General features: G+C 51.1%; 11 protein-coding genes. 1 reads left to right on the forward strand and 10 read right to left on the reverse strand.

Features of this window, described 5'->3' with window-relative positions:
- Positions 1-121 precede the first annotated feature (121 nt).
- The 3 genes from ACXX82_RS01270 to ACXX82_RS01280 form a co-directional block, all read right to left on the reverse strand.
- Complete coding sequence (locus ACXX82_RS01270) at positions 122-439, reverse strand: chaperone modulator CbpM (RefSeq protein WP_322239279.1); 318 nt, start codon at positions 437-439, stop codon at positions 122-124.
- 2 nt (positions 440-441) lie between these two features.
- Positions 442-1,383: a DnaJ C-terminal domain-containing protein gene (locus tag ACXX82_RS01275; RefSeq protein ID WP_322239281.1), complete on the reverse strand. Its 942-nt coding sequence runs from the start codon at positions 1,381-1,383 to the stop codon at positions 442-444.
- Positions 1,384-1,697: 314 nt separating this feature from the next.
- Entirely contained in the window at positions 1,698-3,512 is a 1,815-nt protein-coding gene (locus tag ACXX82_RS01280; RefSeq protein WP_322239282.1) for a methyl-accepting chemotaxis protein, read from the reverse strand.
- A gap of 423 nt (positions 3,513-3,935) precedes the next feature.
- Between ACXX82_RS01280 and cls the strand changes: the two genes are divergently transcribed.
- On the forward strand, positions 3,936-5,357 hold the full coding sequence (cls, locus tag ACXX82_RS01285; protein ID WP_458562218.1) for a cardiolipin synthase: 1,422 nt from the start codon (positions 3,936-3,938) through the stop codon (positions 5,355-5,357).
- A gap of 79 nt (positions 5,358-5,436) precedes the next feature.
- On the opposite strand, the gene proA is transcribed toward cls, so the two are convergent.
- From proA to ACXX82_RS01320, 7 genes are all read right to left on the reverse strand, one after another.
- Positions 5,437-10,821, reverse strand: coding sequence for an anti-phage protein ProA (proA, locus tag ACXX82_RS01290; protein WP_458562219.1), 5,385 nt, complete (start codon positions 10,819-10,821; stop codon positions 5,437-5,439).
- A 219-nt stretch (positions 10,822-11,040) separates the two neighbouring features.
- Complete coding sequence (locus ACXX82_RS01295; protein ID WP_322239287.1) at positions 11,041-11,256, reverse strand: hypothetical protein; 216 nt, start codon at positions 11,254-11,256, stop codon at positions 11,041-11,043.
- 153 nt (positions 11,257-11,409) lie between these two features.
- Positions 11,410-12,492, reverse strand: coding sequence for a methyltransferase (locus ACXX82_RS01300; RefSeq protein WP_458563943.1), 1,083 nt, complete (start codon positions 12,490-12,492; stop codon positions 11,410-11,412).
- A 266-nt stretch (positions 12,493-12,758) separates the two neighbouring features.
- Positions 12,759-13,493 (reverse strand): rRNA pseudouridine synthase, encoded by a 735-nt coding sequence (locus ACXX82_RS01305; RefSeq protein WP_458562220.1) that lies wholly within the window; start codon positions 13,491-13,493, stop codon positions 12,759-12,761.
- A 245-nt stretch (positions 13,494-13,738) separates the two neighbouring features.
- Positions 13,739-13,990 carry a hypothetical protein gene (locus tag ACXX82_RS01310; RefSeq protein ID WP_416186835.1) on the reverse strand — a complete coding sequence of 84 codons (252 nt, stop codon included), beginning with the start codon at positions 13,988-13,990 and terminating at the stop codon, positions 13,739-13,741.
- Between the two features lie 200 nt (positions 13,991-14,190).
- Positions 14,191-18,207: a phosphoribosylformylglycinamidine synthase gene (gene purL, locus ACXX82_RS01315; RefSeq protein ID WP_458562221.1), complete on the reverse strand. Its 4,017-nt coding sequence runs from the start codon at positions 18,205-18,207 to the stop codon at positions 14,191-14,193.
- 381 nt (positions 18,208-18,588) lie between these two features.
- Positions 18,589-19,608: a zinc-binding alcohol dehydrogenase family protein gene (locus tag ACXX82_RS01320; protein WP_458562222.1), complete on the reverse strand. Its 1,020-nt coding sequence runs from the start codon at positions 19,606-19,608 to the stop codon at positions 18,589-18,591.
- Between the last annotated feature and the right edge of the window lie 65 nt (positions 19,609-19,673).

Genomic DNA, 19,673 nt, shown 5'->3' on the forward strand with positions numbered 1-19,673 from the left:
AGAATCGACGGCTCTTCGTTTTCGCAATAATTTAATGATGAAATGCTGCGCAGTCAGCGTTCAAGCCGTAGAAAACTTATTGATCTGCCATCACCAACATATTACACCCACCACGAAACAGTCATTGCGGCAATTTTGCCTGCGCGTGCGTCAGCTGTGCCTCAAGCTCACGAATGCGTCTTAAGAGATTAAGCGCTACTGCCAGGCCGTGACCATCCAGCTCAAAATCATCCCGCAAACGTCGCGCCGTTCTGGCAATCACGATGTAATGTGTCTGATAAAGATCATTTTCCGCATCAACACTGGTCGGTGCAATTTCGCCCATCTCGACCAAATCCTGCAATTCGGCCAGCGTCAATCCGGAATAATCTGCCAACTGATCTAGCGAACAAAGGCCTGCATCATTGAGCCATACCGCTTCCACAATATGCGTACGCATCACTAACCTCCTGTATTGAAGTGTGCACGAGGATTAAAAGTTGATTCGGCGGCAAGTTTTACAAACAAGGCTTGCTCACCCGGCGTCGCCGACTTTGGTACCTCAATCCGAACAACTGCAAACAAATTGCCATTTTCGCCGTTGGCGGAAGGGAGACCCCGCCGAGCCAGACGAAATTGTCGATTAGCCGCCGTAGCGGGTGGGATCGTCAACTCAACAGTACCGCCCAAAGTGGGAACCTGGACGGTTGCACCCAGCACTGCTTCCCATGGAGATAGCGGCAGATCGATATAAAGATCTTTTTCGCTGACGCGATAAAACGGGTGGGGAATAACCACCATGACGACATAAAGGTCGCCGTTTTTGCCACCATTACTCCCTTGCCCACCTTTGCCTGGCAAGCGTAACCGCTGACCGTCTTCGGCTCCTTTTGGCACCTTGACTCTGAAGGTCCGCGGTACGCGATGAATCAAACCTTGTTTATCATATTCCGGCAAACTCAAATTCACATCGATTTCGCCGCCGACATAAACCTGCTCAAGTGTGATCGGGGCCTTGACTTCATAATCTTGCCCGTGGGAAGGGCGACGTTGACGCGGTTGTCCACCCTCATGGCGGGAAGCCGCAAAGGCAGCCAGGATGTCGGCCATATCGACGTCGCCGAAGCCAGCATCAGAATCGTTAAAGGTTTGCTGCCAATCTTTGGGCGGCTGAACGTTTTCTCCCTGCTGATGGCGACCTAGCGCGTTATAAGCATCGCGCTTTTCCTGGTCTTTCAGCGTGGCGTAAGCTTCGGCGACTTCTTTGAATTTTTCCTCACCGTCTGGATCTTTGGAGACATCGGGGTGATATTTATGCGCCAGCTTACGGTATGCCTGTTTTATTTCCGCAGTGGTGGCATCTCTTTCGACACCAAGGGCACTGTAATAGTCTTTGAATTTCATATTCGCGCCCAGAATAAATTTTGATCGATGGACAGGTCGACTAGTCGCAAAGAATGGCCATCGATTTGCTTCCAAGCTTTAATCTTACTGTATATGAAGAGGAGTGTATGCAGACACAAAGGAAAAATGCCTAAAACAAGATAACTGCGTAATCGCCGACCAATCACGGGTTATCGCGTATTAAGCATCGCTTACAGACTTCCATCCCGAAAAATCCAATTTACCTATTACTGCCACACAATTTTGGGATACATCCGCTTTTTTTGATTACTCAGAACATTGGCATAACGCTTATTATTTTCGTAGTGAAACATTCAAAACTGCGTCCAATCGTCACTATTAATATTTTTTACAGGCGCCTTCCACGTTGATTCGCGCGCCAGAGTTTTGTTCATCTGCGGCAATCGTGTAGCCGGTCGAACGACAGCCTGAGCGGTCGCTTTGGTCGCGCCCTTCTTCATCGCTGCATTGACATGCGGCTGGACTATTCGCCTCGACGATTCTGATTCCGATGCAGTTAACCCCTTTGAATGGCCCGATAAAGTAGCCGCAAACGCTTGTGCGGCGCGCACCTCCTGGCTATTGTCCAATCTAAAAATACTCACACTCTCCGTCAAATGCGTCGCTTGATCCTGCAAAGAACCCGCCGCTGCCGCTGCCTCCTCCACTAGTGCCGCATTTTGTTGCGTGACTTGATCCATTTGACTAATGGCGTGATTGACTTGTTCAATACCATCGCTTTGCTCTTTACTTGCGGTGGCGATTTCACCAATGATATTGGTCACGCGTTTGACGCTACTGACGACCTCGCTCATGGTCACTCCTGCCTGTTCGACCAATTTGCTCCCGCTGCCGACCTGGGCGACAGAGTCGTCAATCAGGGCTTTGATTTCCTTGGCTGCGCCTGCAGACCGTTGCGCAAGATTCCGCACTTCTGCCGCCACTACCGCGAAACCGCGCCCTTGCTCACCCGCTCGGGCCGCCTCGACCGCCGCATTCAGAGCTAGAATGTTGGTCTGAAAAGCAATCCCGTCAATAACACTAATGATGTCAGCAATCTTCTTTGATGAAGTCCGGATAGCGCCCATGGTGTCAACCACTTGCGCCACCACCACGCTACTGTGGGTCGCCACGTCGGAGGCACTGACCGCCAGTTGATTTGCCTGATTAGCATTGTCTGCATTTTGCCTGACAGTCGATGTCAGTTGCTCCATCGCGGCCGCTGTTTCCTCCAGCGAACTGGCTTGCTGTTCAGTCCGACTCGACAAGTCCATATTGCCAGCGGCGATCTGCCCGGACGCAGTGGCAATTGTATCGGCCGACCTCTTGATTGTATTAATTGTTTTTTCCAAAGACTCCCGCATGCATTTCATGGCATACATCAGACTGCGATCATCACCAGGACGCGTATTTATACGCAAGGTCAAATCACCTGCTGCGATCCGGTTTGCGATATCAGCCGCGTATTCCGGCTCGCCACCGATGGCGCGCAAAATACTACGATTAGTAAAAGTGGCAAATATGATGACTAAGATCGCGATCCCCATCAGTAATAAACCAGCCTGGTACAACGACACCATGAAAGCGCTGTCAATATCATCCACATACACGCCCGTAGTGGCTATCCAGTCCCACGGCTGATAAGCTATTGAAAAGGAAATCTTGGAAAACGACTCTGTTGTTCCTACCTTTGGCCAGACATAGTGTACAAAACCGCCTCCAGATTGCGCCGCTGCTTTAGATATCAAGCGATAGACGTAATTACCTTCCGGGTCCTTAAAATCGGTCAAATCGCGCCCGTTCGTTTCTGGCTTGATGGAATGCATAATCACTACTTGTGAAAAGGATGAGATCGTAAAATAGCCATCTTTGCCGTACCGCATTGCTCTGACGCGCTCTAGCGCTTGTTTTTGTGCGTCGGTTTTGCTCAGCGCGCCGCTATCGACAAGCGCACCGTACTGCGCGATCACGCCGATTGCTGCTTCCGAAATATGTCTAAGATCATTTTTTCTCTCTTCGATACGAATTTCACGGGATTGATATGCACCGAAAACGGATACAGCCAGCAGCGCAATCAGGCTAATAACTAGCGGCAACCAGAGTTTTTGGGTAAAAGTAAGCTTATTCACAGCGAGGTCTCCTATAATATTTCGTTGTTTGCCAACAAGGAAATATGTCTGCGGGAGGGCTGTGCATGATTCCCGGGTAACATTCTTGCTGCCTTTGCATTAACGGCAGTTACCCGATAAAAATGAAGCTTTGCGGCTTCCATCGGTGATTTATTCTCTATCCGTGGTCTTGTTGCGCTGATTCGTCGCACTGACCGATGCTCCGAATATATTCCTGCAAAGTCTTCGCAGGATTTGCAGGAACGCCAAAAACAAGGTCAGCTTCATCAAACCAACCCACTTGCCAATAGTGATAATGAAGTAAGAATTTAAATGAGGTAAAGTCGCAGGGAACAAGTCTTTCGCCCCATCAAGCGCGGCATTTAAGAAATCGTATTATTTTGTTATTTAAAATGTAAGATTTACAAAATCGGAGCTAATTGAATGCACGCTGTGCCACTTGGGCTGATTTCTGCCGCTGTCTTTCTTTTACACGTCGCTGGCGTCATCGCCGCCGCACACGCCTTAATGCATACCCGTACTTCACAAGGCGCGGTAGCATGGGTATTTGGACTCGTACTTCTGCCCTATTTTTCACTATTACCGTATCTATTTTTAGGAAGTAAACACTTCACCGGATACGTAGAACTGCATCACTCACGCGTGGCCCGCAAGCGCAAACTGGATGACTCTGATCAACTGGATTTGGTCAGACAATACCCTCCCGACCCCGCCGCACAACGTTACACTGCAATCAGCGCCATGCTTGGCGTACCCTTTCTCAGCGGACATCGTTTGCGCTTACTGATAGACGGAGAAGCGACATTTGCAGCCATTTTTTCTGCCATCGCTGCTGCCGAATACTATGTTTTGGTGCAATTTTTTATCATCAAGGACGACGCACTTGGTCGCCGACTTCAGGCGGCACTACTAGAACGCGCTGCCGCTGGCGTCAGCGTCTATTTGCTTTACGATGGTGTGGGCAGCCATGATTTGCCGAGTAGCTATGGAAGCGTCCTGCGCGATGGAGGCGTAAAGGTACATCCATTCGCCACGCGACGATGGCGCAACCGCTTCCAGCTAAATTTCCGCAATCATCGCAAAATAGTCGTGGTCGATGGGTCTAGGGGCTTTGTCGGTGGACTCAATGTCGGCGAGGAGTATCTTGGACGTAAACCGCCGTTGGCACCGTGGCGCGATACGCATATGGAATTGCAAGGCCCCGCAGTCGGCGACCTGCAACTGGCGTTTGACGAGAATTGGCATTGGATCACCGGCCAGCAACTCACGTTGTTACCGCCCCGCCCAACCGATGGCTCAGCCACCAGCCTCATCGCCGCTACCGGTCCCGCGGATGCGCAAGAGACTTGTTCGCTGTTCTTTGTCCAGTTGATTCATGCTGCACAAAAGCGCATCTGGCTGACCACGCCCTATTTAGTGCCGGATTCAGCGCTGATCGCCGCGTTGCAACTAGCGGTCTTCCGTGGCGTCGACGTTCGCATTATGCTGCCTTCGCGCCCAGATCACCGTACCGTATTCCTGGCGTCAACACTTTATGCGCATGAAGTGGTCCGCGCCGGAATCCGCGTGTTTCGCTATCAGCCCGGTTTCACCCACCAAAAAGTGATGTTGATCGACGACAATACTGCCGCCATCGGCAGCATGAACATGGATAACCGGTCACTTCGGCTTAACTTCGAAATCGCCGCCCTGAATATCGACGTCGCTTTCGCCAGTGAAGTTGAAACAATGCTGCAAGAGGATTTTAAACAAGCAATAGAAATCGGCACAGAGGAATATGCCCGCTCCTCTTATTTACACCGTGTGGCGATGCATGTTGCCCGCTTGTTTGGTCCCGTGCTGTAAACCTGTTTATCCGTTAGTGAGCATTAATTCGGGCCTTCAACTTATCCGTAGCGAATCAATCATAGAGACTGAATGATAACTATCGCGCCATCTCGCTATTTACGACAAGGGATGGCGTCGCCTCCGTCACGGCCGCCATATCTACTCTCGATTCGGTGAGTTTTTTGTTCAGCACCTTCTCCAGTTTTGCCATTTCCCGTTCAGAGTCGGTCCACCAGTCAGTCGACCAGATACGGTGCAAGGTCCATCCCAATCCTTCCAGCACAAACTGCCGCAATCGATCGCGATCTCTCGCGGTTGGTAGTGAGTGATAAGTAGCACCGTCACACTCAACACCAAGCAAAAACGTGCCTGGATGGTCGGGATGAACGACGCCGATATCGAGTCGATATCCTGAACATCCAACTTGCGGATGGACAATCCAGCCACGATTGCGCAATGCGCGAATTACCTCGACTTCAAATGGGCTGTCGGGTTCGCGTCCGGTCGGAATGGATTGCTCAACCAGCGCTCGCGGTCCCTTCTGCGCAAATTCCAGATAATTTTTCAGATCAATGACACCGGTCGCACGTGTCCGTGAAACGTCGATATCTTCGGGCCGTATCGAACTATAAATCGTCACGCCGACGCGCGCCCGTGTGATCGCGACGTTAAGGCGGCGATGACCGCCCTCTTTGTTCAGCGGTCCGAAGTTCATTGGCATGCGACCGGCAGCATCTTTACCATAAGCAATCGAAAACAAAATCAGATCGCGCTCATCGCCCTGCACATTCTCAAGATTTTTGATGAATAATTTTTCTGGACCGTGTTCAGCAATATGCCGTTCCAACTCTGGCGCTTTGCGTAGCTCTTCATCCAGCAATGTTTCAATCAGGCGTCGCTGAGTCTGATTAAATGTCACCACACCCATCGTTAACTGGCGTCGTTTTTCATCTGAAAAGTGAACCACGATAGCAGCAACAATGGCGTTGGCTTCAGCGCGATTGGTACGGCTGCCGCCGCGATCATAGACGCCTGATACCAACTCCAGCCGCACCGCCTGATCTTGTGTCACAGGCGAGGGAAAAGTAATCAGCCGTGCGTCATAATAGCGATGATTGGAGAACGTAATCAGGCTTTCATGACGGCTACGATAATGCCACTCCAGTCTGAGCGTCGGCATACCCGCGCCCAGACATTCATCCAATATGCTTTCAAGATCATGGACCACAGTATCTTCACCGTCCCCAGCGGTTTGATCGTCTTCATCATCGGCACGTGCAAAGAAACTAGTAGGCGGCAGTTGTTTCGGATCGCCGACCACCACCAATTGTTTGCCGCGGGCAATAGCACCGACCGCATCCCACACCAAAATTTGCGAGGCTTCATCAAACACCACCAAATCAAAACTGGAATGCGCCGCGTCAAGGTATTGCGCGACGGAGAGCGGAGACATCAGCAAACAAGGCTTTAACTTCGGTAATAAAGTAGGAATTCCGCGAACCAATTTCCGTACCGGCAAATGCGCTTTTTGCTTAGCTAACTCGCGCAGTACCAAGCCCATTTCGGCATCCGGCTTTTGACCTGCGTCAATCCGCGGTACTTTACCCGCCAGCACCGCGTGAAGGTATTGCTCAGTCAGTTGCTGAAATCGCGCATCGGTTGCACGGAACTCTCGAATCTTCCGATCATGGTCCGCGCTGGAAAAATTACGCAGAACCAACTCCTGATCAGTAATGATTTTCAGCCACCATACCTGATAGGAATATTCAACGTAATCAATCAACTCCGGCAACGCAATACGGTCCTGTTCGATCGCCTGCACTACGCTGGAAATACCAGCATCCACCGCCTGCTTGCGCAATCCGCGCCACTTACACCAACTACGCAATCCGCGTTGCTGTGCGCGCCATCCTGCCAATACACCGCGCACCCGAGTCGGCAAACCCGCCGCGTGGCTAGCGCCAGCCAGATCAACTCCGGCATCGGAATATTCGGTCACCAATGCCAGTTTGAGCGTGAATTCGCGGAATGCATTTTTGAACGCAACCAAGTGTAGCGATAACCTATCTTGTGGCCCCAGATCGGCACGATGATCATGAACAAGTTGGCGCAATCGTTCCGCCAAAGTTGCAGCCATAACGCCGTCAGTGATGGTCGCAAAACGTGCAAGGACCAACTCAAATTGCTGGCCCCATTGCTCGTAACGCGCGACGGCTGCCCAATCAGTTTGCGGCCCCTGATACTCGGCCCCCAACCACTGCGTGGCTTGCGCCTGCGCCAGATTCAAGGCCTGATCTTCTTGATTCAATCCACGCAAGGCGTCCAGCATCGCCACGATATCGGAAGCCGATGGTTGCTGTTGTTGTTGCGTGTGCGGCATCAAACGCGCCATCAGATCACGTGACGCAAACCAACTCTTAGGCCACCAGGTTTGCGAAGCGGCTGTCCACAGCGCCGCCAACTCGGCACCGTTGGCTTGCGCGATTTCCGGCTTAAAACCTAAAGACGCCAATTGCTGCGCAAACAGGTGACGCCGCTCGCCATGCTGTCTTAACTTTTGTAATGCATTAAGCTTAGTTGGATCATCGCCGAGAGCGGCGATCCCGGTCGGTATTTGAGGCGCTTGCAGCAAAACGTCCGCTAGCGCATCAAAAAACTCCAGCAATGCAAGCGATGGCGCCTCAGCACTGATCGCCATCATCGGTTCGAGTGCCAATGCGGCAATTTGTACTTGCTCAGAGGCACTGTCCAACTCGGCCATTGCGTTGAGTAACTGATCTTCCCAGGCATTCGACCACGCGCTATGACGGATGAGGCGTAAAGGATGTTGTTGAATCGGGCCCAGTTCCTCAACTACTACCTGGATCGTGCGCACCAGTTCACGCAAGCTATCAAGACCAGCGCGGTCATGCGTATCTGGATTGGTCCACGGCATGGGCGCAGCAGTCCAACGCTGTTGATGCAATATTGCGCTGTCAGTCGCCCCGCGCACGGTCTGGCCATGCGGATAAGTGCGATGCAGCGCTTGCACCAACGCATTCAGATCCTCGCGCAATGTTGCCAGGCGATCAGCTTCGCGCTGCCAGTCGCCCGCCGCAAATTGCTGAGAAATATTCATCGCAGTGCGCAATTGCTCCAGAACTTCGGACTTCTTGGCTTTGGCAGAATGCAACTGTAAGCAAAATGGGCCAAGTCCAATCGCATTCAAGCGGCGTTGGACAACGTCCAGTGCGGCCATTTTTTCTGAGACAAAAAGGACGGTTTTACCTTGCCCCAAAAAATGCGCAATCAGATTGGTAATGGTCTGAGACTTCCCTGTTCCCGGCGGACCTTCAAGCGCAAAATCATGTCCAGCGCCCGCGCGACTCACAGCATTTAACTGGGAAGAATCGGCTAATAACGGCGTCAACAAACTTTCCGGCGTATGGCGCTGATCCATGTCTGCGCGCATGCCGATATCTTCGCCGCGGCTCATCGATTCGGTTGGCCTTTCGATCAAATGATTGACTACCCGATTCTGTCTCAACTGATCACTGCGATCCTGCAAATCTTTCCACATCAAATATTTTGTGAAAGAAAATATCCCCAGATAGACATCCTCCAAGACTTCCCACCGAGGTACGTGATTGATCGCCAGACGCAAAATTTGCCAGATCTTTGCCACATCAACGCCATTGCCATCCACCGGAAGTGGATCAAATCCTTTGATCGTCAGTTGAAATCTTTCTCGCAGCAACTGAATCAACGTTGGATTGATGATGGTTTCATCATCGTGGCGTTTGATCGAGTAACCGGCCCGGACCGATTGTCGCGTCAGCGTCACCGGCACCAATAATATCGGCGCAAGCAAAGTTTTCTCAGCGCGATCGTCCTCAGTCCAGCGTAGAAATCCTAACGCAAGATAGAGCGTATTTGCGCCTCCCTCCTCCAAACCCAAACGCGCAACGCTGTAGATTTCGTACAAATGCGCATCCAACTTTTTAGCGTCAACAGTTGCCAACAACTCGTGCATTGCCAACGCTTGCAATGCAGCAGCGATCAACGGATCTTCACCATTGCGACGCACGGCAATCGCCGTGACACGCGGATCGTCTGGATTGGTAGCGTCCATTAATAATGACTGATGCCGAAACTTCCACTCCTTCCCATCTGATAGCTCATCTTCGAGATGGCTGGGATTTGGCACGCACAGCGGCAACATCACCTTGGTCGGCTTAAAATTAATCAGTCGGTTGCGCAGTGTTAAATCCAGCAACTTTGATTTCCAGCGTGCCAGACGTCCATCCGCAGTTTCAACGGGTGCATCGTCATCGATCAGGCTGATCCCATCGAGCGGTGGCAACAGCGGCGGCGGCTCGATGCGTGGTTCCTCAGTCACTTGCGGAATGTCGTCGCTCTCGTTCGCTGGCACACGGAATGGCAGCGGACGGATTTGCTCCATGCGAGCGCGTTTTATATCGATAGCGAAAAGAAATGCATCCTCATCGTGTAGTTGCTCCTGACCATTTTCACAGGCCAGCCGAAGCGAGGCTGCGGGTCGGTGCGTCAGCATGGTGGTTTCAAATAGCAACAACTCACCACTGGCGACGCGTTTGCGAACCGCTTGTCCATCATCAAATACGGCATTCGGTAGCGTCGTGTTGATCAACCAGCAACCGACCAACGCATGACCTTTTTTAATGATGACAAGGGGATTTAATCCAGCTTGCTCCATGCACGACACCAACAACATCGAAGAGTCGAGACAGGTGACCAGACCGCTACTGAGAATCCGGTCGGGCGTACGAATTTTTTGACCATCGTTTCCAAATGACGCCGCTGGATTAATGTAATTTAACTTGAGCGCACCGATAACGCTATAAATAGCCGAAATCTGGGCCCATGCATCGTCACGGTTTTTAGATTGATAACCGTTCATGCTTTGTCCTGCACCGGCTTTATGCAATAGCTCACCGGACTGCGCCATCAGGCGATCAATAGCCGGATGATTGGGCAACGAGAATGCCGCCAATAATTCTGGCAAGGCCCGCGTTCCGGCCCATTGATCATAGGCCAGCACATCCACTGCATGCTCTGCGAAGGCAACCTCATGATTATTCGCCATGACCTGAAAGATAATGCGACCACGCTCAGCCTCGTTCAACTCAGCCAGGTAACGATGGGAAATTTTCAAATCGATAGGGTCGATGCGGCGTGTCTGGTGCGCATCAAGTTGTGCAAATCGCAATCGAACCGGATCAGCAAAAGCAGGCTCGCAACGAATGACAATCTCGACATCAAGGAGCGGCGCATCGCTATGATTCTGGACCGAAAGACTACGAATCAACGGAACATTATTTTGATAGGACGCATAGTTCACCGTGGCATCTACCAGCGCTGCGATGGTGATCTCTGCTAGCGCTAGCGGCGGCACGTCTACATGTAACTGACGTGACTGTGGTGACTGTGGTGACTGTTGTGGTTGCTCTAACTTCTCCGACACTGCGTCCTCTTCTTTTTATCATCCAGCGCGACGTTCAGTCGCCAAGGTCAACATCATACCAACCCGTATGCAAAATTGCAGGCTCTATCGATGTTAAAACTGCTCGTTAATGACGGATTTGAAGTTATCGGAAGGTGAAAAGGAAATCAGACTCTCTGATATTCCCTGCAAGAATTAGTCTTAAACAATAAAGTTCAATACTAGCGCTAATGTGCACACTTAATGGTGATGCGACCAGTCGCCGGTTGGGGATGCCAGATAAGAATCTACCGCCGCCTTTTGTCCGGTGGCATGGCGCTTCAATTCGCCGCACTTGCAGAGTCCCTGATAAGGCTGAATATGGGAACATGCCGACACTTTTTGCAAAAAAACCTGCACAGGCTTAGTGCACTTTTCACATTTAAATGTCAGCGTCCGCGAAGGTTTAATAGACATATTTTGAAGCTGCTTTCTGCCGTTATTGGCGGCGATAATTGTGACGTTATTAACTATACCGTTTTTCAAATTTCTTAAACGTTTTACACTTTACTTTTGCATACTTTACTTTTTTACACTTTCTTTAACTTTGAAAGTGCCCAGAATGGGGGATTAACGCGCCGCCAGACGCCACAGCGACGTGACTTCTGATGCCCGTGCCGCGTGCAACGGATCGGACGCATCAGCGACTTTCGGATGATGTGGCTTAACATCCATTCGGCCTACGACGATTAAGCCAGCCTCATCAATGAACGCCAACAATGCTGCCCGTGAACGTAAGGCTAAATGCTCAGCCAGGTCGGACAGTATTAACCAGCCTTCGCCACCCGGCGCAAGGTGTTCAACTAAACCGTTAAGAAAACCGCGCAGCATACGATTATCGGGATCATATACCGCGTGTTCAATAGGTGAACTTGGGCGCGCCGGAAGCCACGGTGGATTACACACAATGAGCGCTGCCCGTCCGGGCGGAAAAAGATCAGCCTGCATCAGCTCAACTTGTTGGGTGAGCGCAAGTCGGGTCAGGTTTTCTTTAGCACATGCCAAGGCACGCGGGTCCTGATCGGTCGCCACTATGTGGGCAATACCGCGACGCGCCAACACTGCCGCCAGCACGCCGGTTCCTGTGCCGATATCGAATGCCAGGTTTGTCATTGGCAGCGGCGCTTCCGCTACTAAGCCGATATACTCGCCACGCACCGGAGAAAACACCCCGTAATGCGGATGAATACGCTCGCCAAGCGCAGGAATCTCCACGCCTTTCTTGCGCCACTCATGCGCGCCGACCACCCCAAGCAACTCACGCAACGAGGCAACAAAAGGACCGTTTGCGACGCCGTAAGCTTCCAGGCAAGCCTGTTGGACATCTGGCGCACGCCTCAGCGGAATACTATAATCTTCATCAAACGGCAGCAATATCATGGCTAAAGTACGACCACGCTGCGATTGCGCCTGACGATGAAAATTGAACACATCGCCAGGCGTTGTTGCTAGCTTTGGCGGTTTTCGGTCAGTACGCCGCGCTAAAGCCTGCAACAATTGGCGCGCATTTTGAAAGTCACCGCGCCACAACATCGCCGTGCCTTCAGATGCCAGACGAAAAGCAGCATCTGCGGTCATGCGGTCATCCGCTATCACCACGCGTTTAGGTGTGGGCGCGCCACTTTCGGAATGCCAGCGCATCGACTGCAACATATCATTTTCGGTCCAGCTAATCAGCGATGGTTGACTCACAACGACGCCTCCGATAGACCGAACGGAATCTGGAATGATTGCATCGGGAATACTACGAAATGAGCAAACATGGTGCTACCTTAATTAAAGTCGGCTTAAACGGGCATCCTCTCCGCAAGCCTGAAATCACAAAACCTGAAAGTACCGAAGATTTGACGCTTTGGCTCGACCAGTATTCAAAGACAACTGAGGCAAAACCGTCATGGCAATGGGTTAAATCACGTCAATCAGAACCGTTCATATCCCAACAAATAGCGCCATTGTCCTGCTGGCAAACCAGCCATCGGCACGCGACCAAGGCGAATGCGCTTCATCGACACCACTTCCAGCCCGACCTTTTCACACATATGCGCGATCAAACCGCGTGGCGGGGCTTTCAGCGGAAAACGCAAGCGCGTTTCATTTTGCCAGCTGACCTTGATCGGTGCCAAAGGCTTGCCACTGAATTTCAACCCGTAACTAAGCAATTGCAATCCATCCGGAATAATATCGCCGCGTACCTCTACGATGTATTCCTGCTCTATCTTGGCCGTGTCATCGACTAACTTCCGGGTAATTTTCCAGTCTTGCGTTAATACGACCAAACCGCTTGCCTTGGCTTCAATAGGATTGACCACGGACAGACCGACCAAATGATGTTTTAAAAACCGCAATCCCGATCGATCATCTGCCGTAAGGTTTGCTGCACTTAAGAATTGAATAATCGGCGATAAGTCGGAAGGATCGAATGCCAGATCAATACCAGGCGGCAGATGCAGCAGAATAGTGACCGGATCAACCGGTTGCAAAACAGCATCGGGCAGCAATGCAACACTATGTTGCGGTAGCACCCTAAAACCGGCCTCCTCGACGATTTCGCCGTCCACGGTGACCCATCCGCCCTGAATATATTGTTCAGCCTCGGTACGAGAGCAAGAGACTAGCTCGGAGAGGTGTTTGGCGAGGCGGACGGATTCTGTCATGGCAAAGGTCGAAATTGAATAGGCGCTTCTGTAATCAGCGCAGGTGTTAGGGAGAATGCTGAACGGGGTCCGACATCGATGCTGGCCTTAGCCAGCAATGACAAACGTAACGAGGTATCTAAAAAGCAATGATTGTCAGCATCATTTTTACGGCGTAATTTACGGCGTGATTTCGCATTTCCCTTGCCGTATTTATACGTAATTGTGCGTGTTTGTACGTCCTCATACATCCTGATTTAACGTCTTCATTTAACGGGTGTTTTAGACCGTCCATGAAATGCCTCAGGGCGCGACTTGTTTCTCTGCTCAAAAATCTTTACCGCATCCAGCGCCGCATTCTCTTTGGTGCGCAGTTCAGCATGATCATCGTGCAAAGTAAAAAAATCAGCAGCTTGCGCGCGCATCACGTGCTTGATCGCCGCAGCATCAATCAGGTCATACTTTTCAGTCAATACCGTGGTGACTTCATCCAGATATTCTTCGTAGGTCATTGTCATGGTGTTACTCCAATTTATTCTTAACGCCAAGAGGCTGTCGATCAATCATTTTGCAGCCCGCTAACCGTGGGGCGACGAGCCAAATTCGACAGACTTCTGGACCAAATAGGGCGGATAAGCAATCTGCCTTCCGCCCTACTGTATTCTTATTTTAATATGAACTTTAGATCATCTTTAAAACGATCAAAGATCCATTTTTTTTATCCGACCCAGGTCCGCGCATTGCGGAACATGCGCATCCATGGAGAATCCTCACCCCAACTATCAGGATGCCACGATTGCTGCACGCTACGGAACACACGTTCAGCGTGCGGCATGATGGCATTAAAGCGACCATCTGCAGTGGTGACCGCGGTAATGCCCTGCGGCGAACCGTTAGGATTGTATGGATAAGCTTCACTCACTTGCCCTTTATTATCAACGAAGCGCATACCCACCAACGCCTGATTAATATCGCCAGTTTGCGAGAAATCTGCAAAGCCTTCACCATGCGCAACCGCAATCGCAGTTTGCGTACCGGCCATGCCTTGCAGGAAAATCGATGGCGATTCTTCGATTTGTACCATCGAAAACCGGCCTTCGAATTTTTCCGACTTATTGCGCGTGAATTTTGGCCACGCTTGCGCGCCGGGAATGATGCCTTTTAAATTAGCAATCATCTGGCAACCGTTGCAAATACCCAGTGCAAACGTATCGGTGCGGTTAAAGAACGTAGAGAACTGATCAGCCAGCGCATTATTGAACAAAATGGTCTTGGCCCAACCCTCACCAGCACCGAGCACGTCGCCGTAAGAGAAGCCACCGACGGCGATAAAGGCTTTGAAATCGTCGAGTTTGGCGCGTCCGGCAATCAGGTCGCTCATGTGCACATCGACCGCAGTGAAGCCCGACTTGTGCATCACATAGGCGGTTTCGATGTGTGAGTTGACACCCTGCTCACGCAAAATTGCCACACGTGGTTTAGCGCCGACATTGATAAACGGTGCTGCTACATCTTGCTGTAAATCAAAAGTGATTTTTGGTGTGATACCGGGATCGTTCACGTCCAGAATACGATCATATTCGGCATCGGCACTGGCTGGATTATCGCGCAGACGGGCGATACGCCAGCTGGTTTCACTCCACAAGCGTTGTAATGCAATCCGCGTCTGGCTGTAAATAACTTTTGCATCACGGGTAAATTCGATCACATCGCGGGCATCGGGTTTGCCGATAATGTGACTGCATGCGCCAAGATTATAAGTACGCAACACGTTCATGACATCCGACTTTTGCTCGGCGCGGACTTGAATCACAGCACCTAGTTCTTCGCTGAACAAAGCGCGTAATGTCATTTCATTGCGACGTTCAGACACTTGACCAGCCCAGTTTTTCGAATCGCCCCAATCAGCAGCGTGTTCACTTTCCATAGCCAAAATATCGAGATTGACTGAAAAACCGGCATGACCGGCAAATGCCATTTCGCACAACGTGGTAAATAAGCCGCCATCCGAACGATCATGATAGGCCAGCAATTTATCTTCGCTATTGAGTTGCTGGATAGCGCTGAAGAAAGCTTTCAGATCTTCTGCGCTGTCGACATCTGGCGTTTCATTACCGATCTGCTGCATTACCTGCGTCAGCGCCGATGCGCCCATACGGTTTTTACCACGTCCAAGGTCAATGAAGATAAGAACAGTATTGCCTGCATCGGTTCGCAACTGCGGCGTGAGGACGCGACGCACATCGGTGACCGGCGCAAATGCAGAGACGATCAATGACACCGGCGACGTCACTGCCTTATCCTCGGCGTTATCCCTCCAGGTCGTGCGCATGGACAAAGAATCCTTGCCAACCGGAATACTGATGCCAAGCGCCGGACACAATTCCATACCCACTGCTTTGACTGTATCAAATAATGCGGCATCTTGACCGGGCTGACCACACGCGGCCATCCAGTTGGCCGACAATTTGATATCTGAAATATGAGCAATTGGCGCAGCAGCAATGTTGGTCAACGCCTCGCCGACCGCCATACGGCCCGACGCAGCAGCATTGATCACCGCCAACGGGGTACGTTCACCCATCGACATCGCTTCGCCCAAATAACCCTCAAAACTCATGCTGGTCACGGCGCAATCCGCTACCGGAATTTGCCATGGGCCAACCATCTGATCGCGCACTGAAGTCGCGCCCACAGTACGATCGCCAATCGTGATCAAAAACGACTTATCCGCTACCGTCGGCAATTTTAATATGCGCTGCGACACTTCCAGCAAATCCATGCCGGTCAGATCCGCGGCTGGCAAATTGTGAGCCAGACGCTGGACATCCCGGTGCATTTTAGGTGGTTTGCCGAGCAACACATCCATCGGCATATCGACCGGATTGTTATTGTGCTGCGGATCAATGACCTTCAATTGACGTTCTTCTGTGGCGGTGCCGACTACCGCAAACAAACAGCGTTCACGCTGGCAAAAGTATTCAAATAGCGGCAAGCTTTCTGGTGCAATCGCCATCACGTAACGCTCTTGCGATTCGTTGCTCCAGATTTCCTTCGGTGCCATGCCGCTTTCTTCCAGTGGCACTTTACGCAAATCAAAGATCGCACCGCGCTTGGCATCGTTGGTAATCTCAGGGAATGCATTCGACAAACCACCAGCGCCGACGTCATGAATTGACAGAATTGGATTGGTATCGCCCATCGACCAGCAAGCGTTGATCACTTCTTGCGCGCGCCGTTCCATCTCGGGATTGCCACGTTGCACGGAGTCAAAATCGAGATCTGCCGTATTGGTACCGGTCGCCATCGATGATGCCGCGCTGCCGCCCATGCCGATACGCATGCCGGGACCGCCCAGTTGAATCAGCAAGCTACCGACCGGCAGTTCATTTTTAAACGTGTGTTTATCTGAGATGCTGCCGATACCACCAGCGATCATGATCGGCTTGTGATACCCGTGCACGTTGCCAGCAACGTTTTGTTCGTAGGTACGGAAGTAACCGCCTAATATAGGACGACCGAATTCATTATTGAAAGCCGCGCCGCCCAAAGGACCGTCAATCATAATTTGCAATGGCGAGGCGATACGATCCGGTTTGCCGTAGATCGCGGTGCCGGAGGCACTCACAGAATCAGCAGAAACCGTCACATCGCCCGCGTTTTCCCATGCCTGATTAGCGTCCGGGAGCATCAAATTGGATACGGTAAAACCCGTCAAACCGGCCTTGGGCTTGGCACCGCGACCAGTTGCACCTTCGTCACGAATTTCACCACCCGCACCGGTGGATGCACCGGGAAAAGGTGAAATCGCAGTCGGATGATTATGCGTTTCGACTTTCATCAGGATGTGCGTCAACTCATCTGTCGCCTCATAGACGTTGCCGTTGGCCGCGCCGCGTGGATAAAAGCGTGACACGGTCGCGCCTTCAATGATCGACGAGTTGTCGCTATAGGCGACGACTGTGCCTTGCGGATGCAATTCATGGGTATTTTTGATCATCGCAAACAATGACTTGTCCTGCGTCTGGCCATCGATCGTCCAGTCCGCATTGAAAATCTTATGTCGGCAATGCTCACTATTAGCCTGCGCAAACATCATTAATTCGACATCAGTCGGATTGCGTTCAGCACGGGTGAACGCTGCCATAAGGTAATCGATTTCGTCGTCGGATAAGGCAAGGCCGAGTGTGCTATTGGCTGTCTCAAGCGCCGCTTTACCGCCAGCCAAAATATCAATAGAAGCCAGTGGAGTAGCTTCTAGTTCACGGAACAAGTCGCTGGCCGCTTCGGGACTGCGTAACACCGTTTCCGTCATCCGGTCATGCAATACATCCGCAATCGCTAAAATACTAGCTTCGCTGAGTTTTTTAACCCCGCCGAGCAGGCCAGATTTAAGGTGCACCTGATACGAAATACCGCGTTCAATACGCTTAATGTTCGACATCCCGCAATTGCGCGCAATATCGGTCGCCTTACTTGCCCATGGCGAAATCGTTCCAAACCGTGGGATAACGATAAATTCTTCGCCGCCGCTGGTTCCCTCGAAAAGATCACCGTAAGTCAGGAGCGCTTGCAAACGACCGAGATCATCTTGCCCCACTACTGTTAAAGCATCGACAAAATGATCATAACGACCGGTAACGCCGATTATATTGGCGTCAATCAGCTGTAATTGAGATAAAAGACGTTGGGAGCGAAAAGCAGGAAGGGCATTAGAACCCGGCAAAATCAACATGGCGATATGGAGGGGTTGTGCAGCTATAAGCCGCGGGTTAAATCAGAAGCCGCCATTATACAACCATGCCTCGGAAGGCGCTCTATTCGTTCCCGTAAAATCCTTGTTTCGGTGCTAATTTTTCCACAATGCGGAATCCTTGGATGAATGAGGGATTCCGCAACTGGTTGTCACATCCATGCTAAAGGTAGATTGGTACGTAATCTCTCTCACCGCCATAGCGCTTTGTTAGCCATAAAAGCGCGGTAACGTCCATGGTTGCAGCAATACTACCTTGGCGGATTTTGCGCCCGCCCGAATCCTAAGAATCGAATGAGTATAGATTTTTTACCATCATTATTTGCCACTATTTTCCACGCAGGAAGTTGGCAAAAATAAAAGTTAAAAATCCTTCAATACGATTTTACCAATCACATGGCCCGCTTCCAACGTTGCATGCGCTAGCCGTAAATTAGCCGCATTGATTGGCGAAAGGACTTGCCCTACTGTCGTTACCAGGATTTTGCTATCAATCAAACGTGCAATTTCATTCAACAAATTGCCCTGCTCTTGCATATCGGGGGTCTGATACATTGAACGCGTAAACATGAATTCCCAGACAAAACCGGCACTTTTTGACTTGAGCAAGCTAAGATCCAAAGGCGCGGCATTTTCTACAATGCTGCAAATCATCCCTTGAGGCGCGATCACTGCCGCCGCCGCTGGAAAATGTTGATCAGTGTCATTCAAAATCAAGACATGATCCACCGTTAGAAAGCCCTTCTCCTTCAGTTGCGCCTGTAAATCACCAAAATGGTTAATGACGTGCTGCGCGCCCAGCTCACGAACCCATTTCTCCGACTCCGGACGCGAGGCAGTAGCAATCACCGTCAATCCAGCAACTTTTGCCGCTAATTGAATCGCAATTGAACCGACTCCACCAGCGCCACCGATGATCAGAATGGATTTGCGCGGGATGGCGTGTGGTGGCGTTGTGACTTGCAAACGCTCAAATAACGCTTCCCAAGCAGTAATGGCGGTGAGCGGCAAGGCTGCAGATTGCTCAAAATCGTGCGATTTCGGCATATGGCCGGCGATGCGTTCGTCGATCAATTGAAATTCGCTGTTGGTACCAGGCCGCGTGATGTCACCGGCATAAAAAACTTTATCACCGACCTTAAAAAGGCTAACGTCAGGACCGACCGCCTGCACTATTCCAGCGGCATCCCATCCCAAGACGCGCAGCGCTTCTTCAACTTTGGCTTTTGGTGCGCGCACTTTCGTGTCGACCGGATTAACGGCGATTGCTTTTATTTCAACAAGCAAATCACGACCTTGCGGCGTCGGCTTACTCAGCGTCACATCCATTAAGGACTCTGGATGATCGATTGGCAAATAGCGCGTTAATGCAATGGCTTTCATGTGTGCTCCTGATAGGTGTAAAAGTAGTGACAAATACCAATCAATTTTGATTGAGGCGCTGCTCA

Source organism: Glaciimonas sp. GNP009 (assembly GCF_054343755.1).